Here is a 23810-nt window from a genome sequence, read left to right as displayed (position 1 = left end):
ACAGGCCGTACGCCATGCGCATCACCTCAATCACGCCGATGAAAAACGAAGCGCCCTTCTTGCTGGAATGGGTCGCCTATCATCGTTTGATCGGTGTGAACGACATGCTGGTGTTTTCCAACGATTGCACGGACGGCACCAACCTGATGCTGGAACGTTTGGATGAAATGGGCGTGCTGCGGCACTACCCCAACCCGTCCATGTATCTGGCCCGCGACAAGCATCATTTGCAGGTGATCAAATACATCAACACCTCCGAAAGGCTGCCGCGCTCTGACTGGGTGGTAAGCTTTGATGTAGATGAATTCATCTGCGTGAACACCGGAAAGGGCCATCTGGAGGACCTGTTCAACGCTGTCCCCGACGCCAATATGGTGGTGATGAACCAGCACAATTTCGGCTGTTCTGACGTGGTGGAGTTTGAGGACAAATTGCTGACCGAACAGTTCCACTACGCGTGGGACAAGGAAACGCCCTACCACGCCCGCCTGAACCGGCGCGGGACCAAAACATTGACCCACCGCGCGGCAGAGGCAAAATCCTGGCACAACCATTCCCCGATCTTTCACAAGGACAAGCTGGACAAGGTGCATTGTGTGAACGGGTCGGGCAAACGTCTGACCGATCAGGATTTCACCAAAGATATCAAAAGCCTGCTTGAGGGCAGTTTCGGGTTCGATCTGGTGCAGCTCAACCATTACGCCCTGCGTGCCGTAGAGACCTATTTGCTAAAGGTGCATCGGGGCAATGCCAATCACGCCGATGCGAAGGACGCTATGGCCTATTGGCGGCGCTATGATCACAACGATCTGTATGACACCAACATCTCACGCATGGTGCCCGATATTGCCACAGCACGGGATGAGTTGTTGAAGGATCCGGAACTGCGCAGTCTGCATGAGGGGGCTGTGGATGTGGCCCGTCGCCGGATCGCGTCGCTTAAGAAACAGCCCGACATGCAAGAACTGTTAAGCCGGATCAAACGGTACCGCGAAAACCATCAGGTGGCGTCGGCGTAAACCTGTGCTGCGGGGCGACATTCATCCACCCAAGTGCCGTCTTTGGCATAGCCCAGTTTGATCAGAGCATCGCCGTAGGCCGCGTGATATTCGACGGCGATTTCTAGCGGTAGTTTGCGGGTCCATTGGGCGGCTTTGCCGGATTTGACGTGGCCGGCCACAAGGCCTTTGCGGTCGTCTTTCTGGCCGCCGAATAACGACTGATCCCAATAGGATTTGGTCACGCCCTCCACGTCGAAGCCTTCCACATCCAGATCGGTCATCATCTTTTTGAACAGGGCGGTGTCCGTGTCGTTGATCATGTCTTCGTAGCGCAGGTCGGCCACATGGGGGTGGCCGTAAGGCCAGCGCAGCATTTCGCGCAAGGTGGCTTTGTGTTTGTGGTGCATTTCGAACCGCATCTGATCCAGCGGATTGGTCAGCGAATTGATCTTTTCTTGATAGTTCAGCCCGCCCCATTGGTCGCGGGGCCGCGCAAGCCATTTTTCGTTGCCGTGTTTGGCCGTCAAATGGTAGCGTGCGCCGGAGATCAGGACATCACGCGGATCGCGGATCATATGCACGGCGCGGGTGTCGGGCAGGTCCAGAATGGCCTGCGGGATGTCCGACGACCAGTTGACCACAAGGGCAGGACCCCGGTCTGGCAGGTCCGTAACCTGCGTTTTGCCATTCACCCGCACCACTGGAATCCCGTTGGCGGAGGCATATTTGTGGAACGTGCGCCGCAGCCAGACGGTGCCGGTCTTATGGTGCGTGCCAACGCATAGAAAACGGGGCTTGGTCATCAGTCGTCGATTTTCTGCATGGGTTCAAAGATGCCGGTGTCGATAAACGTCCGGAATTCAGGCACGGTCAGCTGGTAATCCAGCACCCGTTGGGAACAATCCGCACAGGCCCGCACGAGGGCCGCCAAATCCGCGTCTTGCAGCCAGTCGTCCATCAGTGCGCGCACGCCGTCGTTGCGGATGGTGGAATCTTCGTGGGTGTTGATGTCGTATTTGTCCCAATAGTCCATGTCGATCCGGCCTTTGTTCTTGGAATTGGCCGTGCCGCGTAGACGTTTGAGCAAGAAATCCTCACGCGATTTGATGGCGTAGTGGTTCACTTGCGCGAATTCGTTGGTGACGTTCTCTTTGTTGCCGCGCCAGCCCCGTTGCAGGTACTGATCACCCATGGGGCGGCCTGCGGCGTTGGTCCAGATGACTTTGCCCGGCTCAACCTCGGTCTGTTTGCGCCATTTGGGGCGGTGGACGCCAAAAAAGTCGAATTTTCCGGGGCGAAACAGGGTTTTAAACCCCCAGACGAGGCCGTTTTCAGGCTCATCAAAGCTGGACCCACGGGTGAAACGATCGGTCACCAGATCGCCTTTGAACGGGTCATTGGCCATTTTGGATTGGCCCACAGACCCCATAAGCCGCCAGTTGATTGAAATGGCATCAGGGTTGCCGCAGGCGTCGATCAGCGCGTCGATGGACCCGTCGCCAACATGAATGTTGAGGAATTCGTCGGCGTCCACGATCAGCACCCAATCGGCTGATTTGACCCATTTTTGTTTGTTCGCACGGCTGTAGGCCGACCGCTGGGGGTCCATGTTCGGCCCTTGCGGGTTGTCGTAATGTTTGACGATCCCCAACTGGTCCAACCGGTTCAGGATCAGGTTGGTGCCATCGGTGCAATCGTTTGAAAAGATGCAGAATTCATCGATCCCGATCAGACGGTGATAGGCCAGCCATTCCAGCAGGTAGGGGCCTTCGTTTTTCATGGTCGACACAAGGACCTTGCGGCCCGCGTTGGGGGCTTTGGTCATTTTGAGGTCGCTTTCTTGGGGGCCACTTTGGTGGTTTTGCCTTTGGAGGTTTTTGCCTTCGCGGCGGTCGTTTTTGATGCAGCCGCTTTGGACGTGGTCGACTTTGCCTTGGTCGTTCTGGGCTTGGTGGTCTTGGTCGATGTCGCGGTTTTCGCATTTGTCGTGGTCTTTTTAGTCGCCGTTTTCCGCGTGGCTTTCGGGGCAGGGGCCGCGTCCACGACGGGCACGGTGCCTTCGGGGCTTTCGATATTGGTCGAGGCTTCGACCGTTGCCTCATCCACGATGGTGTCCAGCGACGGGGCCGGTTCGTTCATATCGACGATGGCTGTCGGATCAGGCGTGGCCTTCGCCTGCGCGTCCAGCACCTTGCGCGCATTGGCGGCTTTGGCCAGCAGTTTGGCGGCACCCGCGTCACTGGGGTCGGCAGCTTGCGCGGCCAGTGCGATCTTCTGGGTGCGTTCGTTCATGAGCGGCACGCCGAGGCCTGCGGCGGCTTCGGTGTTCATGAACGGATTATCTAGGCTGTCGCCCTTGCTTTCGCGCCCTTTCAATTGGTGGGCATCCAGACGTTCTTCAGCGTTCTCACCCGCAGCGGCCAGCAGCGCCTGACGGGTTTCACCCTTTTTGGCGGTCTGCGTCTGGGCGATCATCTTGGCGATTTTCTTGTCCGGGATGCCAGCGGCCTGCAATTCCTTGACCTTTTGCTGCCATTCCTTGGGCAGGTGCTGGATGAACAACACCTCATCCAACTTATCCAAGGGGATTTCAGCGGCTTCTTTCAGTTCCGCGACCCATCTGTCGTATTCGCCGGAGGAGCGGAGCATCTCAACCCGTTTGGCGTGAAAGTCCAACGCCTTATCCTGCAATTCCCGCATGATCGGATCGCTGAGGATCTTGGCCATCTTCTTTTTGACGCCCTTGGCATGGCGCGTGGCGTTCATGTGTTCTTCTTCGTTGCGATCAAACAGCGCGAAGTAGGCAGCGTTGTATTTGTCTTCTTTGTTGTTGACGTTGCCCCGCACACGGCGGAGCAAATACGCCTCATACGATTTGACGGCGTAGTGGTTCAGTTCCACCCATTTGTAGCCCAAGGTGGGCTTGGTCGACCGCCAGCCGGACAGGGAAAATTCATCGGGCATCGGTTTGCCGGACCCATTGAGCCACAACTGGTCAAACAGCAGTTTGGCGTTCGCCGGTTCCTGTTTGGCCTTTTTGATGTGGGGGCGGTGAATGCCCAGTTTCATGTCGCGGTAGGGTTTGAACATGGTTTTCACGCCCCACCCCTTTTTGAACATGTCAGGGGCGGCGGAGGTGTAGTTTTCCGTCACAAGGCCCGGATTCCAGTCGGTGATCCCGTTGGACCCGAAAAACCGCCATGTGATGGCAATGGCGTCTGCCGCAGGGTCCATCCGTTCGACCAGATGGCCGATATGGCCGCGCCCGCATTTGATGGACAGGAATTCATCCGCGTCCATCGTCAAAATCCATTCGCTGTCCACAACGTCGGGGTTTTTGGTGGCCAGCATCAGCGCGTTGGGCTGGGGCTTTTTGCCTTCGGGGACGTCATTGCGGAAATGTTTGACCCAGCCCAGTTCTTCAAGCCGGATGAGCATGTCATCGGTGCCGTCGCCGCAGTTGTTGGTGTAGACGCAGATATTATCAAAGCCGATGTGGTTGTGATAGGCGACCCATTCCACCAAAGAATGGCCTTCGTCTTTCATCATCGACAGGATTGTGTATTGATGTTTGGCCATCAGATGCGGCCCCGACGATCAAAACTCTTGGGGTGTGTCACGTTTTTACCTGCTCTCGTCCCGCGCTTGGCGCTGATTTTCCGAATACGTCCCGGCTTGGCCGCAGCATAGCGACATGAACCCCCAAGTCCACTGTTGCGGAAGGGGAAACAATCGCAAATGCGCCCCTTTGCGGTAAAACCGCCTTGACCTGAGCCGCCTGAGGGCTTTGTTACGTCTCAGAGATTAAAATACTTCAAAGGAGTGCCCTGATGGCTTTCGAACTTCCTGATCTTCCCTATGCCCACGACGCGCTGGCATCCTATGGCATGTCCGCCGAGACGCTGGAATACCACCACGACCTGCACCACAACGCCTATGTCACCAATGGCAACAAGGCGATTGAGGGCACCGAGTGGGAGGGCAAGTCCCTCGAAGAGATCATCAAAGGTACCTATGACGCAAATGCCGTGGCCCAGAATGGCATCTTCAACAACATCAGCCAGCTGTGGAACCACAACCAGTTCTGGGAAATGATGGGCCCCGGCGACAGCGCCATGCCTGGTGAGCTTGAAAAAGCGATCACCGAAAGCTTCGGGTCCGTCGACAAGATGAAAGACGAATTCAAAGCGGCAGGCGCAGGCCAGTTCGGGTCCGGCTGGGCGTGGCTGGTCAAAGACACCGACGGCGGTCTGAAAGTGACCAAGACCGAAAACGGCGTGAACCCGGTGTGTTTCGGCCAGACGGCCCTGCTGGGCTGCGATGTGTGGGAGCATTCCTACTACATCGACTTCCGCAACAAACGTCCTGATTATCTGACCAACTTCCTCGATAATCTTGTGAACTGGGAAAATGTCGCGTCACGCATGTGATTTGACGGTGGCCCAGTCACCAACGGGGTTCGCTGATGCGCGAACGCCCTAGGTGAACTGGGAAAATGTCGCGTCACGCATGTGATTTGACCGGTCTATCACGGTTTTGGGGCTCGCCACTTTGGCGGGCCCTTTTCTTTTGGCGGAACATCCCGAGGGGGACGCGGGTTATTTTCCCAAGCAACTGACAAAGGAGACACCCATGGCCGAGCGACACAGAAGCACCGATGGCACCCGCGAGACGGAGGCCTATACCTCCGATCTGGACACACCATCCCACGCAGGACGGGACGGGGGCGACATGGCGCGCCGCATCGCCACCAAGGACGAAGAAAAGCGTCGGGTGAAGGGCGACACCTCCGTCACACGGGTGACGAAGAAATACGAGAAGGGCGAGGGCAATCTGGGTGGCCACCACGGCACCGATGTCGACGCCAAAGAGAAAGGGAGCAGCTAAGATGACCGAGATCACAAACGGTACACATATCGTCATCGCGAACAGCGAGAAGGTTCTGTATCTGGTCAACAAGACCGATGCGGAGGACCCGTATTTTGAGGTGATGGACAAAGAAACGCAGGACAACCCGTCCGACATTGAACAATCAGCCAACCGGCCTGGTCGGATGGCCGACAGTCAGGGCAACAAATCCGCGTTTCAGGACACCGACTGGCACGAATTGGCCAAAGAACGTTTTGCCGATGATATCGCGGATCAACTGTATGATCTGGCCCATCACGGCAAAATCGACCGGTTGGTGCTGGTGGCGGGCCCGAAGGTTTTGGGTAACATCCGCGAGGCGTTGCACAAAGTGGTGCAGGACAAGATCGTGGCGGAGGTGCCTAAGAATTTGGCAGCCCATCCTGTACACGAGATTGAAGATATTCTGGCCGCCGAACTCAAAGCGGCATAGAGAGTTGAAAGCGGCGTCCTGCGGGGCGCCGTTTTTTTTCGAATGGGCTTCGCCCATCCGATCCGCGCAGGTTTATGTGGTCGCGATTGGTGGTGACGGCAGGAGGGGGACGCTGTCCCCCGGGCGCAGAGCGCCCCCCCCCCTGAGGTATTTTAGAACCAGAGAAACAGGGCGCGCGTCAGGGTTTGAGGGCGGTTTCCAGATCATGCACCGTCGGCAGGAAGGTTGTGAAATCTAACAGATTTGCGTCGGCAAAGCCTTGGTCGATGGTATGGGTGATGAGGGCCTGCAGCGGGTCCCAATAGCCGTTTGTATTGAGAACGTAGATCGGTTTGCTGTGCAGTTTGAGTTGCCGCCAGGTGAGGGCTTCGAACATTTCATCGAGCGAGCCTGCGCCGCCGGGCAGCACCACCACCGCGTCGGCATTCATCAGCATGACCTTTTTGCGTTCGTGCATGGTTTCGGTGACGACAAACGTCGTAAGGTCGGTTTTGCCGACTTCCCAGTCCATAAGGTGTTGCGGGATGACGCCGAAGGTGTCGCCGCCTGCCATTTGGGTGGCGCGCGCCGTGCGCCCCATAAGCCCCACATCGCCGGCCCCGTAAACAAGGCGCCAGCCGTTGCGCGCGATCATCGCGCCGGTGTCTTCGGCGGCCTTGGCATAGGCCGGATCGGCCCCATCGCGAGAGCCACAGTAGACGCAGACAGAAAAGGGGCGGGAGGACATGGGGCGTTCCGATCACAGATGAGGGAAGGGTGCAAAGCACCTTTTGACCCCTGATAGCTGCGTTGATAGGCTCTGCCAAGGTTCGGGCATCAGGTGCGCCGGGCGCACATGTCGGGGAGGACAACCGTGCAGACATCAACACTTGCCCTAATGGGTGGCGGCGTCGTCGTGGTGGCTGTGGGGGCTGCGGTCTATCTGCGTCCGTTGCCGCCCCAGCCTGAGGTCGTTGAGGTCGCCACTGTGGCGGGTGTTGAGGCGCCGGATGAGGCACCTGACGCTGTGGCGGGTGCGGTTGAGGCGCCGGTTGTGGTGCAGGAAGCTGCTGGGGGCGTCGAACCGGAGGTGGCAGAGGAGGACCAGCCGGAGGTCGCAGAGGAGGACCAGCCGGAGGTGGCAGAGGAAGACCAGTCGGAGGTCGCTCAGCAAGGCGCGCCCGAGGTCGCAGAGGGGGACGGGCCGGATGCCGACATAGCCCCTGCGGTCCAAGACCCCGCCGTCGTTGAAGATGTGCCCCCCATCGCGCCTGTCCTGACCGATCTGCGGTTTGAGCCCGATGGCGGGTTGGTGCTGTCGGGGCAGGGTGCGCCCGCAACGGGGATTTCCGTGCGCGTTGATGGCGACGAGGTTGCCCTGTTGGAAACCGACGCCAGCGGCGCGTTCTTCTATGTCGGATTGCTGGGCTTTTCGGAGGTCGCGCGGGTTGTGTCGGTCGTGGGTGATCCGGGCGGTGCAGATATGCCAGCGGACCGGACATTCGTTTTGGCGGCCAACCCTGCGCCAGTGGTCGTGGCGGCGGTGGAGCCGCAGGAGCCGATAGCCGATCCGATTGAAGACGCCGCAACTGACCCTCAGCCAGAGCCTGTGATAGAGGCTGAGCAGGTGGCCGATCCGCAAAATGCGGAGCAAGTGGCGCAGGCGGTCGAAGGGGTCGAAGAGGGGCAGTCGGATGCCCCTCAAGCCGTCGTCGCAGCGGCGCCAGATGCGGACCAAGACACAACTGTGACGCCGGTTGAGCCTGAACCAGAGGTCGCGCAAGGGGCTGTGGCCCCCACGCCCCCGACGACGCCCCCCGCAACGCCTGCCATTTTGGCGGTCACAGACGAGGGTGTTGAAATCGTCCAGCCTGCGGTGTCTGACCGGTCGCCTGAAGTGATGTCTAATGTCGCTCTCGACACCATCACCTACGCGCCCGATGGCGATGTGGTGCTGGGCGGGCGCGCTTTGGGGGAAGGGTTCGTGCAGGTCTATGTGGATAATGCCCCCGTCAGCCGCTTGCCTGTTGATGCGGACGGCACGTGGCGTGGGGATTTGCCGGATGTAGACACGGGCGTTTACACATTGCGGATTGACGAAGTCGACACCGACGGCGACGTCGTCAGCCGGATCGAGACCCCGTTCCTGCGCGAAGACCCTGTCACCGTGGCTGAGGTTTTAGCCGAAGAGGTGGATGATCCGGGCTTTACGGTTGCCACGCGCACGGTGCAACCAGGCGCGACGCTTTGGGCCATTGCAGAGGAACGCTATGGCGCAGGGGTTCTTTATGTGACCGTGTTTGAGGCCAACCGCGACCGCATTCGCAACCCTGATTTGATCTATCCCGGACAGGTCTTTGTTTTGCCCGAGGACAGCAATTGAGCGACAGACGCGGGGTGTCGGGGCTGGCGCTCGATTGGCACCGCGCGGGTCGCGCTGTGGCTGTGGCCACGGTGGTGGACACATGGGGGTCCGCGCCGCGTCCTGTGGGTTCGCAACTGGTGATTGACGGGGACGGGCGGATGGAAGGATCCGTTTCTGGCGGCTGCGTTGAGGGTGCCGTGATTGTCGAAGCGTTGGAGGCGATGGAGGACGGGCGCGCGCGCCTGCTGGATTACGGTGTCAGCGATGATGAGGCCTTTGCCGTGGGGCTGGCCTGCGGCGGGCAAATCCGCGTGATGGTGGAGCCGGTGGGCGGGGCCATGCCTGTGACCCTGTTGGAGGATTTGGTCAACCGGCGCGCGTCAGGCGAAGCCGTGGCCTATGTGGCTGATCTGGACGGTGAGGCGCGGCGCTTAGAGGGGCCTGCTGCCTATCCCGACAGGTTCCGTCTGGACCGGTCGGGGGTTGAACCCGATGGTCGGACGTTCGTGGCCATTCACAACCCGCCCTTGCGGATGGTCGTCGTAGGCGGGGTGCATATTGCGCAACATTTGCTGCCTATGGCGCGTGCATGCGGCTATGATGTGACGCTGGTGGACCCTCGGCCCGCCTTTGGATCGCCCGAGAGGTTTCCCGACACGGTGATTTCTGAGGATTGGCCCGATGAGGCGCTTGAGGCTATGGGGCTCGACGCACGCGCGGCGGTGGTGACGCTGACCCATGATCCCAAACTGGATGATCCCGCGATTAAAGCCGCGCTGAGGTCGCCGGTGTTCTATCTGGGCTGTCTGGGGTCCACGCGGACCCATGCAAAACGCATCGCGCGGCTTGAGGCGGCAGGATTTGGGGCCGAGGACATCGCCCGCATCCATGCGCCCGTGGGTCTGGACATTGGTGGGCGGTCGCCTGCGGAAATCGCTGTCAGTGTGATGGCGCAGGTCACCGCGACCTTGCGGCAGGACTAGGGCGATGAAATTCGGACCAGTGCCCGTGACCGACGCGGAAGGCTGCATTCTGGCCCATGCGACGGACAGCGCGCCCGAAGACCTCGCCCCTCAGCAGATGTCGCGGATGATCCCCAAGGGCACGGTCCTGACCGCGACCCATCTGGCCGATATCGCGCGGGAGGGGATAGATCAGTTGCAAGTCGCCCGTCTGGAAGACGGCGATGTGGCTGAGGACGACGCCGCGCAGCTTTTGGCGCAGGCCCTGAGTGCGGGCCGCACCGGCCTGCGCGCAACCTCCCCTGTGGGTGGACGTGTGAATTTGGTGGCTGAGGCCGCAGGCCTTGCCCTCTTGGACGCCGCCGCCATCCACCGTGTAAACAGCGTGTCCCCTGCGATCACTGTCGCAACGGTATTGCCCTACAAAAAGATGGGTGCGGGCGGGTTGGTCGCCACCATCAAGATCATCCCCTTTGCCGTGGCAGGGCCGGATTTGGCGCGCGCCTGCGACGCCGCGACGGCGGCCATCGGGATGGCGCAGGGGCAATTCACATCCGCCACTTTGATCGAAACGCGGGTCGGGCGCGATGCGCCAAGTGATAAAGGCCGCCGCGCCTTGGCCGCGCGGGTCCGGCATTTCGGGATGATGCTGACCGACCGCTGCGTTGTCCCGCATGAGGAGGCGTCGGTGGCAGATGCGCTGGCGCAGGCTGAGGGCGAGGTTCTGTTTATCCTCACCGCGACGGCGACCTCCGACATTCGCGACACAGCACCCCAAGCTGTGCGTCAGGCGGGGGGGGAGGTCATTCACTACGGGATGCCCGTTGATCCTGGCAATCTGCTGTTTCTGGGGCGGCTGGGGGACAAGCCCGTGATCGGCCTGCCGGGCTGTGCGCGATCCCCGGCCATAAACGGCGCGGATTGGGTGCTGGAACGCATCATCTGCGGCGTGCCTATTGAGCCAGAGGACATTATGGGCATGGGCGTTGGTGGTCTGTTGAAAGAGATCCCCGAACGCGGACGTCCCAGAGAATAGCAGTGCGGGGGCCGGCCGTGATGCAAGCCCTTAGTGCGGGGGCTTTGTTTCAATGCTGCTCTGCGGCGGAGAATTTAGTTCTCAGACCGCACAACCCGTGGTTAACTCAATACAAATACAAACATCTGGGAGGATACCATGGCACAGGTCTCAATGACCGTGAATGGAAAGACTGTCAGTGGCGAGGTCGAAGGCCGCACGCTGCTGGTGGATTTTCTGCGCAATGATCTGAATTTGACAGGCACCCATGTGGGCTGTGACACCAGCCAATGCGGCGCTTGCGTGGTGCATGTGAACGGGGAGGCTGTGAAATCCTGCACCATGTTCGCGGCTGAGGCCGACGGGGCCGATGTGGGCACCATCGAAGGTCAGGCCAATGCGGATGGGTCATTGAACGTGATCCAGCAGGCGTTTCAGGATCACCACGGGCTGCAATGCGGCTTTTGCACGCCGGGCATGGTGATGTCGACGGCGGCCTTGCTGAAAGACAACCCCAAGCCCACGGAGACCGAGGTGCGCAGCTACCTTGAAGGCAACATCTGCCGCTGCACGGGCTACCACAACATCGTTAAGGCCATTATGGCCGCGTCCGGTCAGGACGTCAGCGCCATCGCGGCGGAGTAACCGAAAACGCCGGGGCCAGACGACCCGGAGCGGTGCTCCGACCCGTCAGGCCTGGGTCCGGTCTCAATGAGGCCGGGGTCGGGCCGCCCCGCAATAGGGAGGACTATGAATGCCGAAGGACAATTCAACCGTAGAGGGCGGCATCGGGGCCGCAACCACGCGCCGCGAAGACATCCGGTTTTTAACGGGTGAGGGGCAATATACCGACGACATCAACCTGACAGGGCAGGCCCATGCGGTTTTTGCGCGCTCAGATGTGGCCAATGGTGTGATCAAGAGCATCGATACAACCGCCGCAGCCGCCATGCCCGGCGTTTTGGCGATTTTCACCGGTGAGGATTTTGTCGAGGTCGGCGGCAACCCCGCAGGTTGGCTGATCAACAGCCGCGATGGCGAGCCGATGAAGGAGCCCAAGCGGCCCGTGCTGGCCCATGGCAAGGTGCGCCATGTGGGCGACGCCTATGCCGCCGTGATCGCGGAGACAAAGCAGCAGGCCCGCGACGCGGTTGAAGCGCTTGAGGTGGAGATTGAGGAATTGCCCGCCGTGATCGACATGGGCGCGGCCATCGCAGGGGGCGGTTTGGTTCATGATGAAATCGACACAAATGTCTGTTTTGACTGGGGCTGGATCGAAGACAATCGGGCCGCCACAGATGAGGCCATCAAAAACGCGCCCCATGTGACCACCTTGGAATTGGTGAACAACCGACTGGTGCCCAACGCGATGGAGCCGCGTGCGTCGACGGCCGATTACAACCCCGGCACCGATGAATACACGCTTTATACGACCAGCCAGAACCCGCACCTGACGCGGCTGCTGATCTCGGCCTTCGTGTTGGGTATTCCTGAGAACAAGCTGCGCGTCGTGGCCCCCGATGTGGGCGGCGGCTTTGGGTCGAAAATCTACCACTACGGTGAAGAGGCACTGGTGCTGGCGGCGGCCAAGAAGCTGAAGCGACCGGTGAAGTGGACCGCGTCCCGCACGGAGGCGTTTTTGACAGACGCCCACGGGCGCGATCACGTCACCAAGATCGAATTGGCCTGCGAGAAAGACGGCACGTTCATCGCTTTCCGGACCGAGACCATGGCGAACGTGGGCGCTTATTTGTCGAACTTCTCGACCGCGACGCCCACGTTTTTGCATGGCACCTTGATGGCCGGAAATTACACGGTGCCCAATGTCTATGTGAACGTGAAGGCGGTGTTCACGAACACGGCCCCCGTGGATGCCTACCGCGGGGCAGGGCGGCCGGAGGCCACCTATTCCATCGAACGCATCATTGACATGACGGCGCGGGAATTGGGAATGGACCCGGTGGAGCTGCGGCGCAAGAATTTCGTCAAGCCCGATCAATACCCTTTCGCCAGCGCTGCGGGGCTGGAATATGACAGCGGCAATTATGACCGACAGATGGACAAGCTGGAAGCAATGATCGACCGCGAGGGCTTTGCCGCCCGCCGTGCGCAGAGTGAGGCGAACGGCAAGCTGCGCGGCCTCGGCGTCAACGCCTATATCGAGGCCTGTGGCATTGCGCCGTCCAATCTGGTGGGCGTCTTGGGGTCCCGCGTGGGGCTTTATGATGCGGCGACGGTGCGGGTGAACGCCACGGGCAATCTGTCCGTCATGGTCGGTGCCCACAGCCACGGGCAGGGGCATGAGACGGCCTTTCCGCAGGTGGTGGCCGATATGCTGGGGATCGAGGCGGCAAGCATCGACATCGTCCATGGCGACACGGCCAAGATCCCATTTGGAATGGGCACCTATGGGTCGCGCAGTTTGGCTGTGTGTGGATCCGCCGTGGTGCGGGCGACCGAAAAGATCATCGCCAAGGCCAAGAAAATCGCGGCCCACATGCTGGAAGCCTCGGACGCGGATATTGAGCTGAAAGACGGCCAATTCAGTGTGGCGGGCACCGACAAATCCGTGAGTTTCGGTGAGGTCGCTTTGAAGGCCTATATCCCCCATCAGTTCCCCATCGAGAATATCGAGCCGGGGCTGGAGGAGACGGCGTTTTATGATCCGGCGAACTTCACCTACCCCTCAGGCGCCTATGCCTGTGAGGTTGAGGTTGACCCCGAGACCGGAAAAGTCACCGTCGAGCGGTTTGCCGCCGCCGATGATTTCGGCAACATTATCAACCCGATGATTGTCACCGGACAGGTGCATGGCGGGCTGGGCCAAGGCATCGGTCAGGCGCTGGTGGAGCAGACGGCCTATGACAGCGACGGTCAGTTGTTGAGCGCGTCTTACATGGACTACGCTATGCCGCGCGCGGATGATTTGCCGTTCTATCAGGTGGATCACGACGACGGCACGCCGTGTACGCACAACCCATTGGGTGTGAAGGGCTGCGGGGAGGCAGGCGCCATTGGATCGCCGCCGACAGTCGTGAATGCCGTGGTCGATGCGCTGCAATCAGGCGGGCACAAGGTGACCCATTTGGATATGCCGCTGACCCCGTCACGGGTGTGGAGTGCCATGCAGGGTTAAGGGATGAGGGATCGGATGAGCGAAGCTCACCCGATCCGCTGGGGGCCAGCCCCCAGACCCCCGACACCTGGGGGCCAGCCCCCAGACCCCCAGAGTATTTGAGGCAAAACGAAACGAAAACGTTTTGGCTGCCGATAGAAAGGACAAAAGACGATGTATGAATTTGAGATGACACGGCCCACGACGATTGCCGATGCGGTTGCGGCTTTGGCCGAGGATGACGCGCAGGCGCTGGGGGGCGGGCAGACTTTGATCCCCACGTTGAAACAACGTTTGGCGATGCCGTCCACGCTGGTCAGCCTCGGCGCGATTTCCGAGATGCGCGGTGTGTGCATGTCGGACGCGGGTGAGGTCTGTGTGGGCGGGGCCACGCCCCATGCGGTGGTCGCGGCCGAGGCCACGGCCTATCCGGGACTGGCGGCTTTGGCTGCGCATATTGGCGACCCGGCGGTGCGCAATCGCGGCACGGTGGGTGGGTCTTTGGCCAACAATGACCCGTCTGCCTGTTATCCGGCGGCAGCGCTGGCATCTGGCGCTACGATCATCACCAACACACGTGAGATTGCGGCGGATGATTATTTTCAAGGCATGTTCACCACGGCGCTGGAGGAGGGTGAGATCATCACCGAGGTTCGCTTCCCGGTGCCTGAAGTGTCCCATTACGAAAAGTTCGTTCAGCCTGCGTCGCGGTTTGCCCTCGTGGGGGTCATGGTTGCCAAGTTTGCGGATGGCGTGCGGGTGGCGGTGACCGGAGCCTCGGAAGAGGGTGTCTATCGCTGGACGGAGGCCGAGGCGGCGCTGTCGGCCAATTTCTCAGCGGATGCGCTGGCGGATTTGAGCGTCAGCGGGGACGGTATGATCAGTGATCTGCACGGATCGGGCGACTACCGTGCCCATCTGGTCAAGGTCATGACGGGCCGTGCGGTGACGGCGGCCGCCTGATCCTCCGTCTGAGATTGCAAAGCCCGGTGGTGTCAGACCCGCCGGGCTTTTGCGTGTCAGATGGAGCCCGCGTCGACCATGAAATTGCTGGCCGTACACATAGCGCTGTCGTCCGAGGCCAGCCAGAGCACCATGCGGGTCACATATTCGGGATCGATCAGATCGGGCAGACATTGGCGGGCGCGGTGGGCCTCTAGCCCTTCAGGCGTGGCCCAAAGGTCTTTTTGGCGGTCGGTCATGATCCAGCCCGGCACGACGGTGTTTACGCGAATGCGGTGATCGCCCAGATCGCGGGCCATGGTGCGGGTCAGGCCGTGAATGGCGGCTTTGGCTGTGGCATAGGCGGGAAAGCCGCCGCCGGCTTCCCACCATGAGTTTGACCCGATGTTGATGATGGATCCACCGCCTGCGTCAATCATGCCCGGCGCGACTGACTGAATGGCAAAAAACTGATGGCGCAGATTTGTGGCCTGACGTTCGTCCCAATACTCAGGTGTGACGTCTTTCCAGTCGTGGCGGTCATCATGGGCGGCATTGTTAACAAGAACCGCGAAGGGGCCGTGATCGGCCTCAAGCTTTGCGATGGCGGATTTCATGGCGTCAATGTCGCGCAGATCGCAAAGCGCATGCGGCGCGCCGGTGGTGTCTGTCACCTGGCGCGCGCGGTCTGCATCACGATCAAGAAATGCGACCCGCGCGCCTTGATCGGCAAAGGCCTCAACCGTGGTGCGGCCTATGCCTGACGCGCCACCGGTGACAAGCACGGCTGTGTCTTTAAGACTGGGGTATGTTGCAAATTGCGGCATGGGTCATCCTTTTGACAATAAACGCAAAAGGGCCGCGTGATGCGGCCCCTGTCTCGGTTGTTCGCGGCAAACGCGGCTTACTTTTGCGGCAAAGGCCCGATCATCATGACCATCTGGCGACCTTCCATCTTGGGGAAGTTTTCCACCTTGCCGTGGTCTTTTGTGTCCTCTGCCACACGTTCCAGCAGTTCACGGCCCAGGTTCTGGTGGGCCATTTCACGGCCACGGAACCGCAAGGTCACCTTCACCTTGTCGCCGTTCTCAAGGAACTTGTAGACGTTGCGCATTTTCACATCGTAGTCGTTGGTGTCGGTGTTGGGGCGGAACTTGACCTCCTTCACCTCGATGATCTTTTGCTTTTTGCGCGCCTCGGCCTCACGCTTTTGGGTCTCATATTTGAACTTACCAAAATCCATGATCTTGCACACGGGCGGGGAGGCATTGGGAGAAATCTCAACCAGATCGAGGCCGGCATCTTCGGCCATCACCATGGCGCGTTCCGGTGTGACGACACCGACGTTTTGGCCCTCAGCGCCGATCAGGCGGATTTCGGGGGCACGGATGCGGTCGTTGACGCGGGGGCCAGTGTCACGTTGTGGCGGCGCGTTATGAGGTCTGCGAGCTATGGGACTTGTCCTTTGATTGTTTGTCCTTGAGTGCCGTAATCTAGCCCCCGCGCTCCGGTTCTTCAAGGCGCAATCGGGGTGTCAGAGGCTTGATTTTGCGGGGAACGGGGCATCCGGCTTCCCGCTTTTCTTTGCCGGTGCAGCATGGCATAAGCCGCCGCAAGGTCCAGTTTGGGGCCATGTTTGTTTGAAGGACAAAGATCATGAGAGGGACGATCTCTATTCTCGTCATCGCCGTGCTGGGCTTTTTTGGCTACCAGTGGGGTGTGAACGGTAAAAATCCGGCCGAAGTATTCTCCGGCGTATCCGAATCCGCTGCCGAAATGGCAGACAGCGCGGCTGATGTTGCGTCTGACGCGGCAACAGGTGCGGCGGATGTCGCCTCTGACGCGGCGACAAGCGCTGCGGATGCGGCGTCCGATGTGGCCGAAGGCGCAAGTGACATGGCGTCCGATGCCGCTGACGCTGTGACCGAGACGGCAGGCGACGCTGTCGAAGCCGTCGAAGGTGCTGTTGAAGGCGCGGTCGAGGCTGTTGAAGGCGCAGCAGAGGCCGTGGCTGATACGGCTGAAGGCGCTGTTGAGGCTGCCGGTGACGCGCTGTCTGATGCAGCCGATGCAGTGACTGGCACGGCGGATGACGCCGCTGATGCTGTTGAAGGCGCTGTTGAAGGTGCAACAGACGAAGCTGCCGCTGCTGCTGCTGCCGCTGAGGAAGAAGCTGCCGCCGCTGCTGCTGCCGCTGAGGAAGAAGCCGCCGCTGCTGCTGCTGCCGCTGAGGAAGAAGCTGCTGCCGCTGCTGCTGCCGCCGAGGAAGAAGCTGCCGCCGCTGCTGCTGCCGCCGAGGAAGAAGCCGCTGCCGCTGCTGCTGAAGCTGCTGCCGCCGAAGAAGCCGCTGCTGCTGAAGCTGCTGCCGCCGAAGAAGCCGCAGCCGCCGAAGCTGCTGCCGCCGAAGAAGCCGCAGCCGCCGAAGCTGCTGCCGCCGAAGAAGCTGCCGCTGCCGCCGCTGAAGAGGCCGCTGCCGCAACCGAAGAAACAGCAGAGGCCCTCGAAGACGCAGCTGCCACTGAGGCCGCAGATGCCGTTGAAGCGGGCACCGAAACTGTTTCCGAGGCCGCTGATGTCGCGACCGAATTGGCGACAGAGGCTGTTGAAGCTGGTGAAGCCGCGCAAGAGGCCATCACCGATGTGACCGAGGCCGCCGAGGGCATGGACCTGAGCACATTGCTCACAGCTGAGGGTTTTGACTTCGATGCCGTGGCCCAAGTGATCGAAAACTCCGCGATGGATGATCAGGCCAAGGCCGTGTCCCGCGCGGCGTTGATCGGCGCACAACGCAACCCCGACCTGCTGGAAGGCACGTTGCAGCGTCTGGGCGAACGTCTGGGTCAGTAAATTACTGATATAAAACGAAAAGGGCCGCTCGATTGAGCGTCCCTTTTTGCATTCAGCGACAGGGTCCCTAGTCGAGGAACGCCTTTTCAACCACGTAATGGGCAGGCTTCGAATTGGCGCCTTCTTCCAACCCGTAGTCTTCGAACATGGCCTTCAGTTCCAGATTGAACGCCATGTTGCCACAGATCATCGCGCGGTCCGTGTCCTTGTTCAGGGGCGGCACGCCCAGATCAGCAAAGGCCTCACCGGATTTCATCAGGTCCGTGATGCGGCCCATCCTGGGGCTCTCTTCGCGGGTGGTTGTGGGGTAGTATTTGATCTTCTTCCAGAAGCCTTCCCCGATCACTTCGTTGAGCAATTCATCCTGCTTCAGGCCTTCGATCAGATCGCGGCCATAGGTCAGTTCGCCCACTTCGCGGCAGGTGTGTGTGATGATGACCTCGTCATAATCCTCATAGGTCTGCGGCTCGCGCAACAGCGACGCAAAGGGCGCAAAGCCTGTGCCGGTTGCAAAGAACCACAACCGCTTGCCAGGCAGCAGCGCGTCATGGACCAGCGTGCCCACAGGTTTGGGGCGCAGGATCACCTCATCGCCCACCTTGATGTGCTGCAATTTCGAGGTCAGCGGGCCGTCAGGCACCTTGATAGAATAAAACTCCATCTCCTCATCCCACGACGGGGACGCGATGGAATAGGCGCGCAACAAGGGCTTCACCTTGCCGGTCTCAGGATGCGGATCGCCCATCAGGCCGATCATCACAAACTCGCCCGACCGGAACCGCAAGGATGCAGGCCGTGTGCAGCGAAAGCTGAACAGACGGTCGGTGTAATGTTTGACCTCGGTCACGGTTTGCGCGTCGGGCAGGGCTGGAACGGCTTTGGTCTTGTCTTGGGTCACGGGTGTCATTTCTGTCATGTGCATATGGCGCGGGGGATCGCCCCACGCTCCTCTGTTACGCTGTGATCTCTGTCTAGAAAAGGGGGCTTAGCCGCGCAGGCGTGCCTGATAGTTGTGGGCCTGCCAATCGGCACGGCGCAGCCACTGGTCCTCGGGCTGACGCGCAGCCAGGGCCTCATCAATCTCGACCTCGTCGAAACCAGACCGGCGCGCCATGGCATATTGATCCGCAATCACATGCCCGCGCGCGCGCAGACGGCCCTGAAACCCCATGCGCCGCAGTTGCGCGGCGATGGTGAACCCGCGCCCGTCGGCAAAGCTGGGGAAATCCACGCGGATCATATCAATGGTGTCCAACCGGCCCGCCAAACGGCCAGGTTCCGCGTCAGAGGCCAGATCAACAGCCACCGCGCCCCCGTCATTGGCCGCCAGCGCGTCCAATGTCACAATCGGTGCGGTCCAATCATCAGACGCAAAGCCCGCGTCACTTACCACTACTGTCATCGTCTAATCCTTTCGGTCCGGCAAACGCGCCCTTGTGGTTTCGTTTTGCCAAAAATACTCAATAATCAGGTGCTGCGACCCACGCCGTCCGCGCCAAAATGAATGCCACATTCCGTCTTGCCCTGATCCCGCCAACGGCCCGCGCGCTGATCTTCGCCATGGCCCACGGGGGAGGTGCAGGGCACGCAGCCAATGCTGGGATAGCCCTTGGCCACCAGCGGATGTCGCGGCAGATTGTGCGCCTCGATGTATCCCCGCAGATCGTCGCTGTCCCAAGGGGCCAACGGGTTCACCTTGATGCGCGGCAACTGACCCAAGGGTCGGTCCACCTCAAACAGATCAAGCGCGGCGCGCGCGCCCCCTTGATGACGTTTGCGCCCTGTGATCCATGCATCCACCCCGCGCAAGGCACGGTCCAGCGGTTCGGTTTTACGCAGATGACAGCAGGCGTCGGGGTCGTGCAAATGCAGCAGGTTTTCGTTGTCGCGTTCGAACACGGCAGCCCGTGGCGCGCGGATGATGTCCACATTGGTCAGGCCAAGGGCCTCGGCCACTTGGGTCTGATAGGCCAGCGTTTCGGGAAACAACATCTCCGTGTCGATGAACACCACACGGGCGTTGCGGTCAACTTGGGCGGCCATGTGCAACAGCACAACAGACTCCGCCCCGAAGGAGCTGACCATGGCAACCTGACCCAGCTGGGTCAGGGTGTGATCCACCACATCCAAAGCCTCACGATCCTTGAACAGGCGGTTTAGGGTTTGGGTGCGTCCGTCAAGCGGCATCACGGGCCTCCTGTGGGTAAAGAATGGCCTTGAACGGGGCCGCGCCAAGACGGCGGTAGGCCTCAATGAAGGTCTCGTCTTCGTGGTCCCGCAGGGCGAGGTAGCCTGTGATCAGCCGTTCAATGGCAGGCACGATTTCATCATAGGCAAATCCGGGGCCTGCGCGTTCACCGATGGCCGCATGCTGCGTGCCGTCGCCGCCCAACGTAATCTGGTAGTTCTCAACACCCGCACGGTCCAGACCGAGGATGCCGATGTGGCCCACATGGTGGTGCCCGCAGGCGTTGATACAGCCTGAGATTTTGATCTTCAGATGGCCGACCTCATGTTCGATCTTCAGCTCCTCCACCCGTTCGGCAATCTGTTGGGCGATGGGAATGGACCGCGCTGTGGCCAGCGCGCAGTAATCCATGCCGGGGCAGGCGATGATGTCCGACGCGAGGCCGATGTTGGCCGTCGCCAGATCGGCGCGGCGGAGGGCGGCATAAAGCTCGGGCAGGTCGGATTTGTGAACATGGGGCAGGATGATGTTCTGCTCATGGCTCACGCGCAACTCATCATGGCCGTAGGTGCGCGCAAGGTCCGCCATCACGCGCATCTGGTCGGCAGTGGCGTCGCCCGGCGTGGCCCCGTGCTTTTTCAGCGAAATGCTAACGATGGCGTAGCCCTCGGCCCGGTGGGCGGTCAGGTTGGTGTCAGCCCAGGACCGGAACAGGGGATCGGCGGCATAGGCCGCGTCAAAGGCATCGGTGGGCGCATTGCGGAATGCAGGCGGGGCGAACTGGGTCTCAATCTCGCGTAGGATTTCCTGATCGACACCGGAAAAGCCGGGTTTGATCGCGGCGAAACGGTCCTCGACGAGGCGGGAAATCTCTTCGATCCCGTGCTCATGCACAGTGATCTTAATGCGCGCTTTGTATTTGTTGTCACGGCGGCCCAGACGGTTCCAGACGGAGACGACTGCCTCGGTGTAGGGCAGCAGATCCTCCAGCGGCAGGAAGTCCCGCAGCACCTTGCCAATCATCGGCGTCCGGCCAAGGCCACCGCCCACGATGACGCGCACGCCAAGGGTGCCGTCCACGCGGCGCAGTTGCAGGCCGATGTCGTGGGCTTTGATCACGGCGCGGTCGTCTTCGGCGCCGGTGATGGCGATCTTGAACTTGCGCGGCAGGAACTGGAATTCGGGGTGGTCCGTGGACCACTGACGCAGCAGTTCCGCCACGGGGCGGGGGTCCGCGACTTCATCCGCGGCGGCACCGGCGAAATGGTCAGCCGTCACGTTGCGGATCGTGTTGCCGGAGGTCTGGATGGCATGCATGCCCACATCTGCCAGATCAGACAGCATATCAGGCACGTCTTTGAGTTCAGGCCAGTTGTACTGGATGTTCTGACGGGTGGTGAAATGGCCGTAGCCCTTGTCATAGGTCTGGGCCAGATGGGCCAGCTGATCCATTTGCGCGGCATTCAGCGTGCCGTAAGGCACCGCCACACGCAGCATATAGGCGTGCAGTTGCAGGTAGAGACCGTTCATCAGACGCAGCGGCTTGAATTCATCCTCGGTCAGCGAGCCGTCGATGCGGCGTTCCACCTGACCACGGAACTGGGCCACACGTTCACGCACGAAGGCCTCGTCGAAGTCATTGTAAGTATACATCGTTTTCTCCTTGCGGGGGCAAAGCCTCAATGAGGCTTTGTTGGGTCAGAGTTTCAAAGAAACTCTGCCGCGCCTTCCTGTTTGCCGTGGGGATAGTTGGAGGGGCCGCGGGTGCGGAACGCCTCTCTGAAATGGGTGGGTTCGGGGCCGTTTTCGCCTTGTTTGGCATCGGCCAGATAGGCACCGGCGATGATGCTGGCCTGCGCTTGGGCTTGCAGAAGGCGCAACTCGGCGTGGGCTTCATCGGTCAGAAACTCGGCGTCATTGATGTCGCCGGACCATGTGTCCTGCGCTGTAAACCAGACAGCGTCGCCCTCCAGCAGGCGATTGGCGGTGATGACTTTGGGGGTGAATTGACGGGGCATGTTACAGGGCCTCCTGCAGGAATGGTGCGGATTGGGCGGCGGTGACGGCTTCGCGCGGGGCAAGGCCAAGAAACGTCAGCGCAGGACCGGTGAGGTTGGCGTTTGTCATCGTGGGTTCCAGATCCCCCACGGTGGCGGCGATCACGCGCTGGTCGGTGCGGCTGACGTTTTCGATGATGGTGACAGGCGTCAGCGGATCGGCCCCATGCATCAACAGGCGGCCCTGAATAAACCGCGCAGATTTTTTGCCCATATAAATGGCAGCAACTTGGCCGTCTTCGGCCAGCGCGCGCCAGTCGTGATCGGCGTAGCCTTTGGTGTCGTGACCGGTGATGAACCGGACACAGGAATTGCGCCCCCGCTTGGTCAGGCTTTGCCCGATGTTGGCCACAGCAGCCGAGGCTGCGGTGATGCCCGGCACGATAGAATAGCTGAGGTTCGCGCCTTCAATGGCGTCGATTTCTTCGTCCAGACGGCCAAAGACCGTCGGGTCACCGGCCTTGAGGCGCACCACATGGTGCCCGTCCAGCCCGTGCTGTACGATCAGCGCATTGATGTCGTCCTGTGCCATGGCAGGGCCAAAGCCGGTTTTGCCGGCGTCGATCATGATCGCCTCACGACGTGCCAGTTCGAGGATGTCCGGCGTGACCAGACGGTCGTAGATGACGACGTCAGCTTTATCGAGGGCGCGGCGGGCCTTCAGCGTCAACAGATCAGGATCACCGGGACCGGCGCCGACCAGATCGATATGACCCGGCTTGGCGTCGGTGTTCAGGTGGTCGGCCAGCAGCGCATGGAGGGCGGGTTCAACGGCCTCTTCGCCCGCAGCGATGGCGCGGGGGCCTGCGTTGAAATAATAATCCGACCAGAAATTGCGGCGTGCGGCGCCAAAGGGCAGGGCCTCTGCCACTTTGCGAAAGCCTTTGCCGATCCGGGCAAGGGTGCCCAGCGATGCGGGCAGCTTTTCTTCGAGGTCCTTCTTGATGGCGCGCGCCAGCACCGGGGCCGCACCTTCGGTGCCGATGGCGATGGTGACCGGATCGCGATCAACGATGGCGGGGGTGATGAACTGGCTGTCGCCCAGATTGTCCACGATATTGACCAGGGCGCCGTCGCGATGGGCGAGGGCGGCGGTGCGGGCATCCTCAACCTCGTCCTCATGGGCGGCGTAGAATAGGGCCGCACACATGGCGTCACCGGGTTCCATCGCGCGGCGGATGAGGGTCAGGCGGCCATCGGCGGCCCAACCTTCAATTTCGGGTGCGGCATCGGCGGCGATCACGGTGATATTTGCTTGCGTCTTGAGGATCAGCCGCAGCTTGGCCAGCGCCGCGTCGCCACCGCCTGCAAGGACGATGCGGCGGCCTTCGACGGCCAGAAAGATTGGAAAGTGCTTCATAGGTCACCTCGTTGCTTGCAGTGAATATAGAATATTGTTCTTCGAATTGCCTCCCATCAGGGCTTGAAAGGGACGTTTGTTCTGCGTAACACAGAGGTCAGTCAGGTTGTTTTCCAAAACAGGAGAAATGCGGATGGATGTTCGGATTGATGATTTAGACCGGAAAATCCTACGGGCGTTGCAAGCGGATGCATCGCGCAGCTTGGACGAAATCGCACGCGAAGTGGGGTCTTCGAAAACCCCGGTGTGGAACCGGATTCGCAAGCTGCGGGAGGCGGGCGTCGTGGGCCAGCAGACCGTTGTCCTCGATGCCGAAGCGCTGGGGTTCGAGGCGTGTTTTTTTGTCCTGATCCGCACGTCGGAACATGAGGCCGAATGGCAGGCCAAGTTCTTGAAAGCATTGATGGAACGCAATGAGGTTCAAGAGGCCCACAGGCTGGCGGGGGACATTGATTATATCCTCAAGGTGCGGGTCAAAAACGCGCGGGCCTATGATGAGTTTTATCAGGCATTGATCTCAGAAGTGCGGGTGTTCAACGTCACAGCGTTGCTCAGCATGGAAGAGATCAAATCGACTGTCGCTTTGCCGCTGTAGCCAAAGTCTCAACGAGACTTTGAGCGCAAAGTCTCGTTGAGAC

General features: G+C 60.5%; 24 protein-coding genes. 12 read left to right on the top strand and 12 right to left on the bottom strand.

Going from position 1 to position 23810, the window contains the following annotated elements:
- Positions 1 to 14: 14 nt before the first annotated feature.
- Entirely contained in the window at positions 15 to 1019 is a 1005-nt protein-coding gene (locus ACTG36_RS14735; RefSeq protein ID WP_375281887.1) for a glycosyltransferase family 2 protein, read from the top strand.
- Here ACTG36_RS14735 and ACTG36_RS14730 read toward each other — a convergent pair.
- The 3 genes from ACTG36_RS14730 to ACTG36_RS14720 are packed head-to-tail and all read right to left on the bottom strand — an operon-like array spanning position 1001 to position 4580.
- Positions 1001 to 1804, bottom strand: a complete 804-nt coding sequence (locus tag ACTG36_RS14730) for a hypothetical protein (protein ID WP_375281886.1) — start codon at positions 1802 to 1804, stop codon at positions 1001 to 1003. The two genes, ACTG36_RS14735 and ACTG36_RS14730, sit on opposite strands and share 19 nt — an antisense overlap.
- Positions 1804 to 2826 (bottom strand): glycosyltransferase family 2 protein, encoded by a 1023-nt coding sequence (locus ACTG36_RS14725; protein WP_375281885.1) that lies wholly within the window; start codon positions 2824 to 2826, stop codon positions 1804 to 1806. The genes ACTG36_RS14730 and ACTG36_RS14725 overlap by 1 nt, the downstream gene beginning before the upstream one ends.
- A complete protein-coding gene (locus tag ACTG36_RS14720) occupies positions 2823 to 4580 on the bottom strand; it encodes a glycosyltransferase family 2 protein (protein ID WP_439142757.1) in 1758 nt (585 codons plus the stop codon). The genes ACTG36_RS14725 and ACTG36_RS14720 overlap by 4 nt, the downstream gene beginning before the upstream one ends.
- A gap of 251 nt (positions 4581 to 4831) precedes the next feature.
- Between ACTG36_RS14720 and ACTG36_RS14715 the strand changes: the two genes are divergently transcribed.
- The 3 genes from ACTG36_RS14715 to ACTG36_RS14705 all read left to right on the top strand — a co-directional run bounded on the left by ACTG36_RS14715 (position 4832) and on the right by ACTG36_RS14705 (position 6342).
- Complete coding sequence (locus tag ACTG36_RS14715) at positions 4832 to 5431, top strand: superoxide dismutase (RefSeq protein WP_375281883.1); 600 nt, start codon at positions 4832 to 4834, stop codon at positions 5429 to 5431.
- A 202-nt stretch (positions 5432 to 5633) separates the two neighbouring features.
- Complete coding sequence (locus tag ACTG36_RS14710) at positions 5634 to 5888, top strand: hypothetical protein (RefSeq protein ID WP_375281882.1); 255 nt, start codon at positions 5634 to 5636, stop codon at positions 5886 to 5888.
- Position 5889: 1 nt separating this feature from the next.
- Complete coding sequence (locus tag ACTG36_RS14705; RefSeq protein WP_375281881.1) at positions 5890 to 6342, top strand: host attachment family protein; 453 nt, start codon at positions 5890 to 5892, stop codon at positions 6340 to 6342.
- Positions 6343 to 6520: 178 nt separating this feature from the next.
- Here the strand turns inward: ACTG36_RS14705 and ACTG36_RS14700 are convergent, their stop codons facing one another.
- Positions 6521 to 7069: a TIGR00730 family Rossman fold protein gene (locus ACTG36_RS14700; protein WP_375281880.1), complete on the bottom strand. Its 549-nt coding sequence runs from the start codon at positions 7067 to 7069 to the stop codon at positions 6521 to 6523.
- A gap of 126 nt (positions 7070 to 7195) precedes the next feature.
- On the opposite strand from ACTG36_RS14700, the gene ACTG36_RS14695 reads away from it, so the two are divergent.
- From ACTG36_RS14695 to ACTG36_RS14670, 6 genes are all read left to right on the top strand, one after another.
- The gene (locus tag ACTG36_RS14695; RefSeq protein ID WP_439142754.1) at positions 7196 to 8704 is read left to right on the top strand and encodes a LysM peptidoglycan-binding domain-containing protein; all 1509 of its coding nucleotides are present in this window, start codon (positions 7196 to 7198) and stop codon (positions 8702 to 8704) included.
- Positions 8701 to 9669, top strand: coding sequence for an XdhC family protein (locus tag ACTG36_RS14690; RefSeq protein ID WP_375282271.1), 969 nt, complete (start codon positions 8701 to 8703; stop codon positions 9667 to 9669). The genes ACTG36_RS14695 and ACTG36_RS14690 overlap by 4 nt, the downstream gene beginning before the upstream one ends.
- A 4-nt stretch (positions 9670 to 9673) precedes the next feature.
- Positions 9674 to 10684 (top strand): molybdopterin-binding protein, encoded by a 1011-nt coding sequence (locus tag ACTG36_RS14685; RefSeq protein WP_375282272.1) that lies wholly within the window; start codon positions 9674 to 9676, stop codon positions 10682 to 10684.
- Between the two features lie 138 nt (positions 10685 to 10822).
- On the top strand, positions 10823 to 11308 hold the full coding sequence (locus ACTG36_RS14680; RefSeq protein WP_375282273.1) for a (2Fe-2S)-binding protein: 486 nt from the start codon (positions 10823 to 10825) through the stop codon (positions 11306 to 11308).
- A gap of 109 nt (positions 11309 to 11417) precedes the next feature.
- Positions 11418 to 13799 (top strand): xanthine dehydrogenase family protein molybdopterin-binding subunit, encoded by a 2382-nt coding sequence (locus tag ACTG36_RS14675; RefSeq protein WP_375282274.1) that lies wholly within the window; start codon positions 11418 to 11420, stop codon positions 13797 to 13799.
- 153 nt (positions 13800 to 13952) lie between these two features.
- The gene (locus ACTG36_RS14670) at positions 13953 to 14741 is read left to right on the top strand and encodes an FAD binding domain-containing protein (protein ID WP_375282366.1); all 789 of its coding nucleotides are present in this window, start codon (positions 13953 to 13955) and stop codon (positions 14739 to 14741) included.
- Between the two features lie 56 nt (positions 14742 to 14797).
- Here ACTG36_RS14670 and ACTG36_RS14665 read toward each other — a convergent pair whose 3' ends face one another.
- Positions 14798 to 15547 (bottom strand): SDR family NAD(P)-dependent oxidoreductase, encoded by a 750-nt coding sequence (locus tag ACTG36_RS14665; protein WP_439142751.1) that lies wholly within the window; start codon positions 15545 to 15547, stop codon positions 14798 to 14800.
- A gap of 77 nt (positions 15548 to 15624) precedes the next feature.
- Entirely contained in the window at positions 15625 to 16239 is a 615-nt protein-coding gene (gene infC, locus ACTG36_RS14660) for a translation initiation factor IF-3 (RefSeq protein WP_439142749.1), read from the bottom strand.
- Positions 16240 to 16376: 137 nt separating this feature from the next.
- Between infC and ACTG36_RS14655 the strand changes: the two genes are divergently transcribed.
- Positions 16377 to 17567: a hypothetical protein gene (locus tag ACTG36_RS14655; protein WP_439142747.1), complete on the top strand. Its 1191-nt coding sequence runs from the start codon at positions 16377 to 16379 to the stop codon at positions 17565 to 17567.
- Between the two features lie 67 nt (positions 17568 to 17634).
- Here ACTG36_RS14655 and ACTG36_RS14650 read toward each other — a convergent pair whose 3' ends face one another.
- The 6 genes from ACTG36_RS14650 to cysG all read right to left on the bottom strand — a co-directional run bounded on the left by ACTG36_RS14650 (position 17635) and on the right by cysG (position 23172).
- Positions 17635 to 18483 carry a ferredoxin--NADP reductase gene (locus ACTG36_RS14650; RefSeq protein WP_375281961.1) on the bottom strand — a complete coding sequence of 283 codons (849 nt, stop codon included), beginning with the start codon at positions 18481 to 18483 and terminating at the stop codon, positions 17635 to 17637.
- A gap of 69 nt (positions 18484 to 18552) precedes the next feature.
- Positions 18553 to 18969 carry a DUF934 domain-containing protein gene (locus tag ACTG36_RS14645; RefSeq protein ID WP_375281960.1) on the bottom strand — a complete coding sequence of 139 codons (417 nt, stop codon included), beginning with the start codon at positions 18967 to 18969 and terminating at the stop codon, positions 18553 to 18555.
- Positions 18970 to 19034: 65 nt separating this feature from the next.
- Positions 19035 to 19754, bottom strand: coding sequence for a phosphoadenylyl-sulfate reductase (locus ACTG36_RS14640; protein ID WP_375281959.1), 720 nt, complete (start codon positions 19752 to 19754; stop codon positions 19035 to 19037).
- Entirely contained in the window at positions 19744 to 21408 is a 1665-nt protein-coding gene (locus ACTG36_RS14635) for a nitrite/sulfite reductase (protein WP_439142744.1), read from the bottom strand. The genes ACTG36_RS14640 and ACTG36_RS14635 overlap by 11 nt, the downstream gene beginning before the upstream one ends.
- A 53-nt stretch (positions 21409 to 21461) precedes the next feature.
- Positions 21462 to 21773 (bottom strand): DUF2849 domain-containing protein, encoded by a 312-nt coding sequence (locus ACTG36_RS14630; RefSeq protein ID WP_375281957.1) that lies wholly within the window; start codon positions 21771 to 21773, stop codon positions 21462 to 21464.
- Between the two features lies 1 nt (position 21774).
- Positions 21775 to 23172: a siroheme synthase CysG gene (cysG, locus tag ACTG36_RS14625; protein WP_375281956.1), complete on the bottom strand. Its 1398-nt coding sequence runs from the start codon at positions 23170 to 23172 to the stop codon at positions 21775 to 21777.
- Positions 23173 to 23305: 133 nt separating this feature from the next.
- Here cysG and ACTG36_RS14620 point away from each other — a divergent pair, with 133 nt between their 5' ends.
- Positions 23306 to 23767, top strand: coding sequence for an Lrp/AsnC family transcriptional regulator (locus ACTG36_RS14620; protein WP_375281955.1), 462 nt, complete (start codon positions 23306 to 23308; stop codon positions 23765 to 23767).
- Positions 23768 to 23810: the final 43 nt, after the last annotated feature.

It is taken from the genome of Pseudooctadecabacter sp., from assembly GCF_965657175.1.
Taxonomy (GTDB): domain Bacteria; phylum Pseudomonadota; class Alphaproteobacteria; order Rhodobacterales; family Rhodobacteraceae; genus Octadecabacter.
This window is presented reverse-complemented; position numbering and strand designations above follow the sequence as displayed.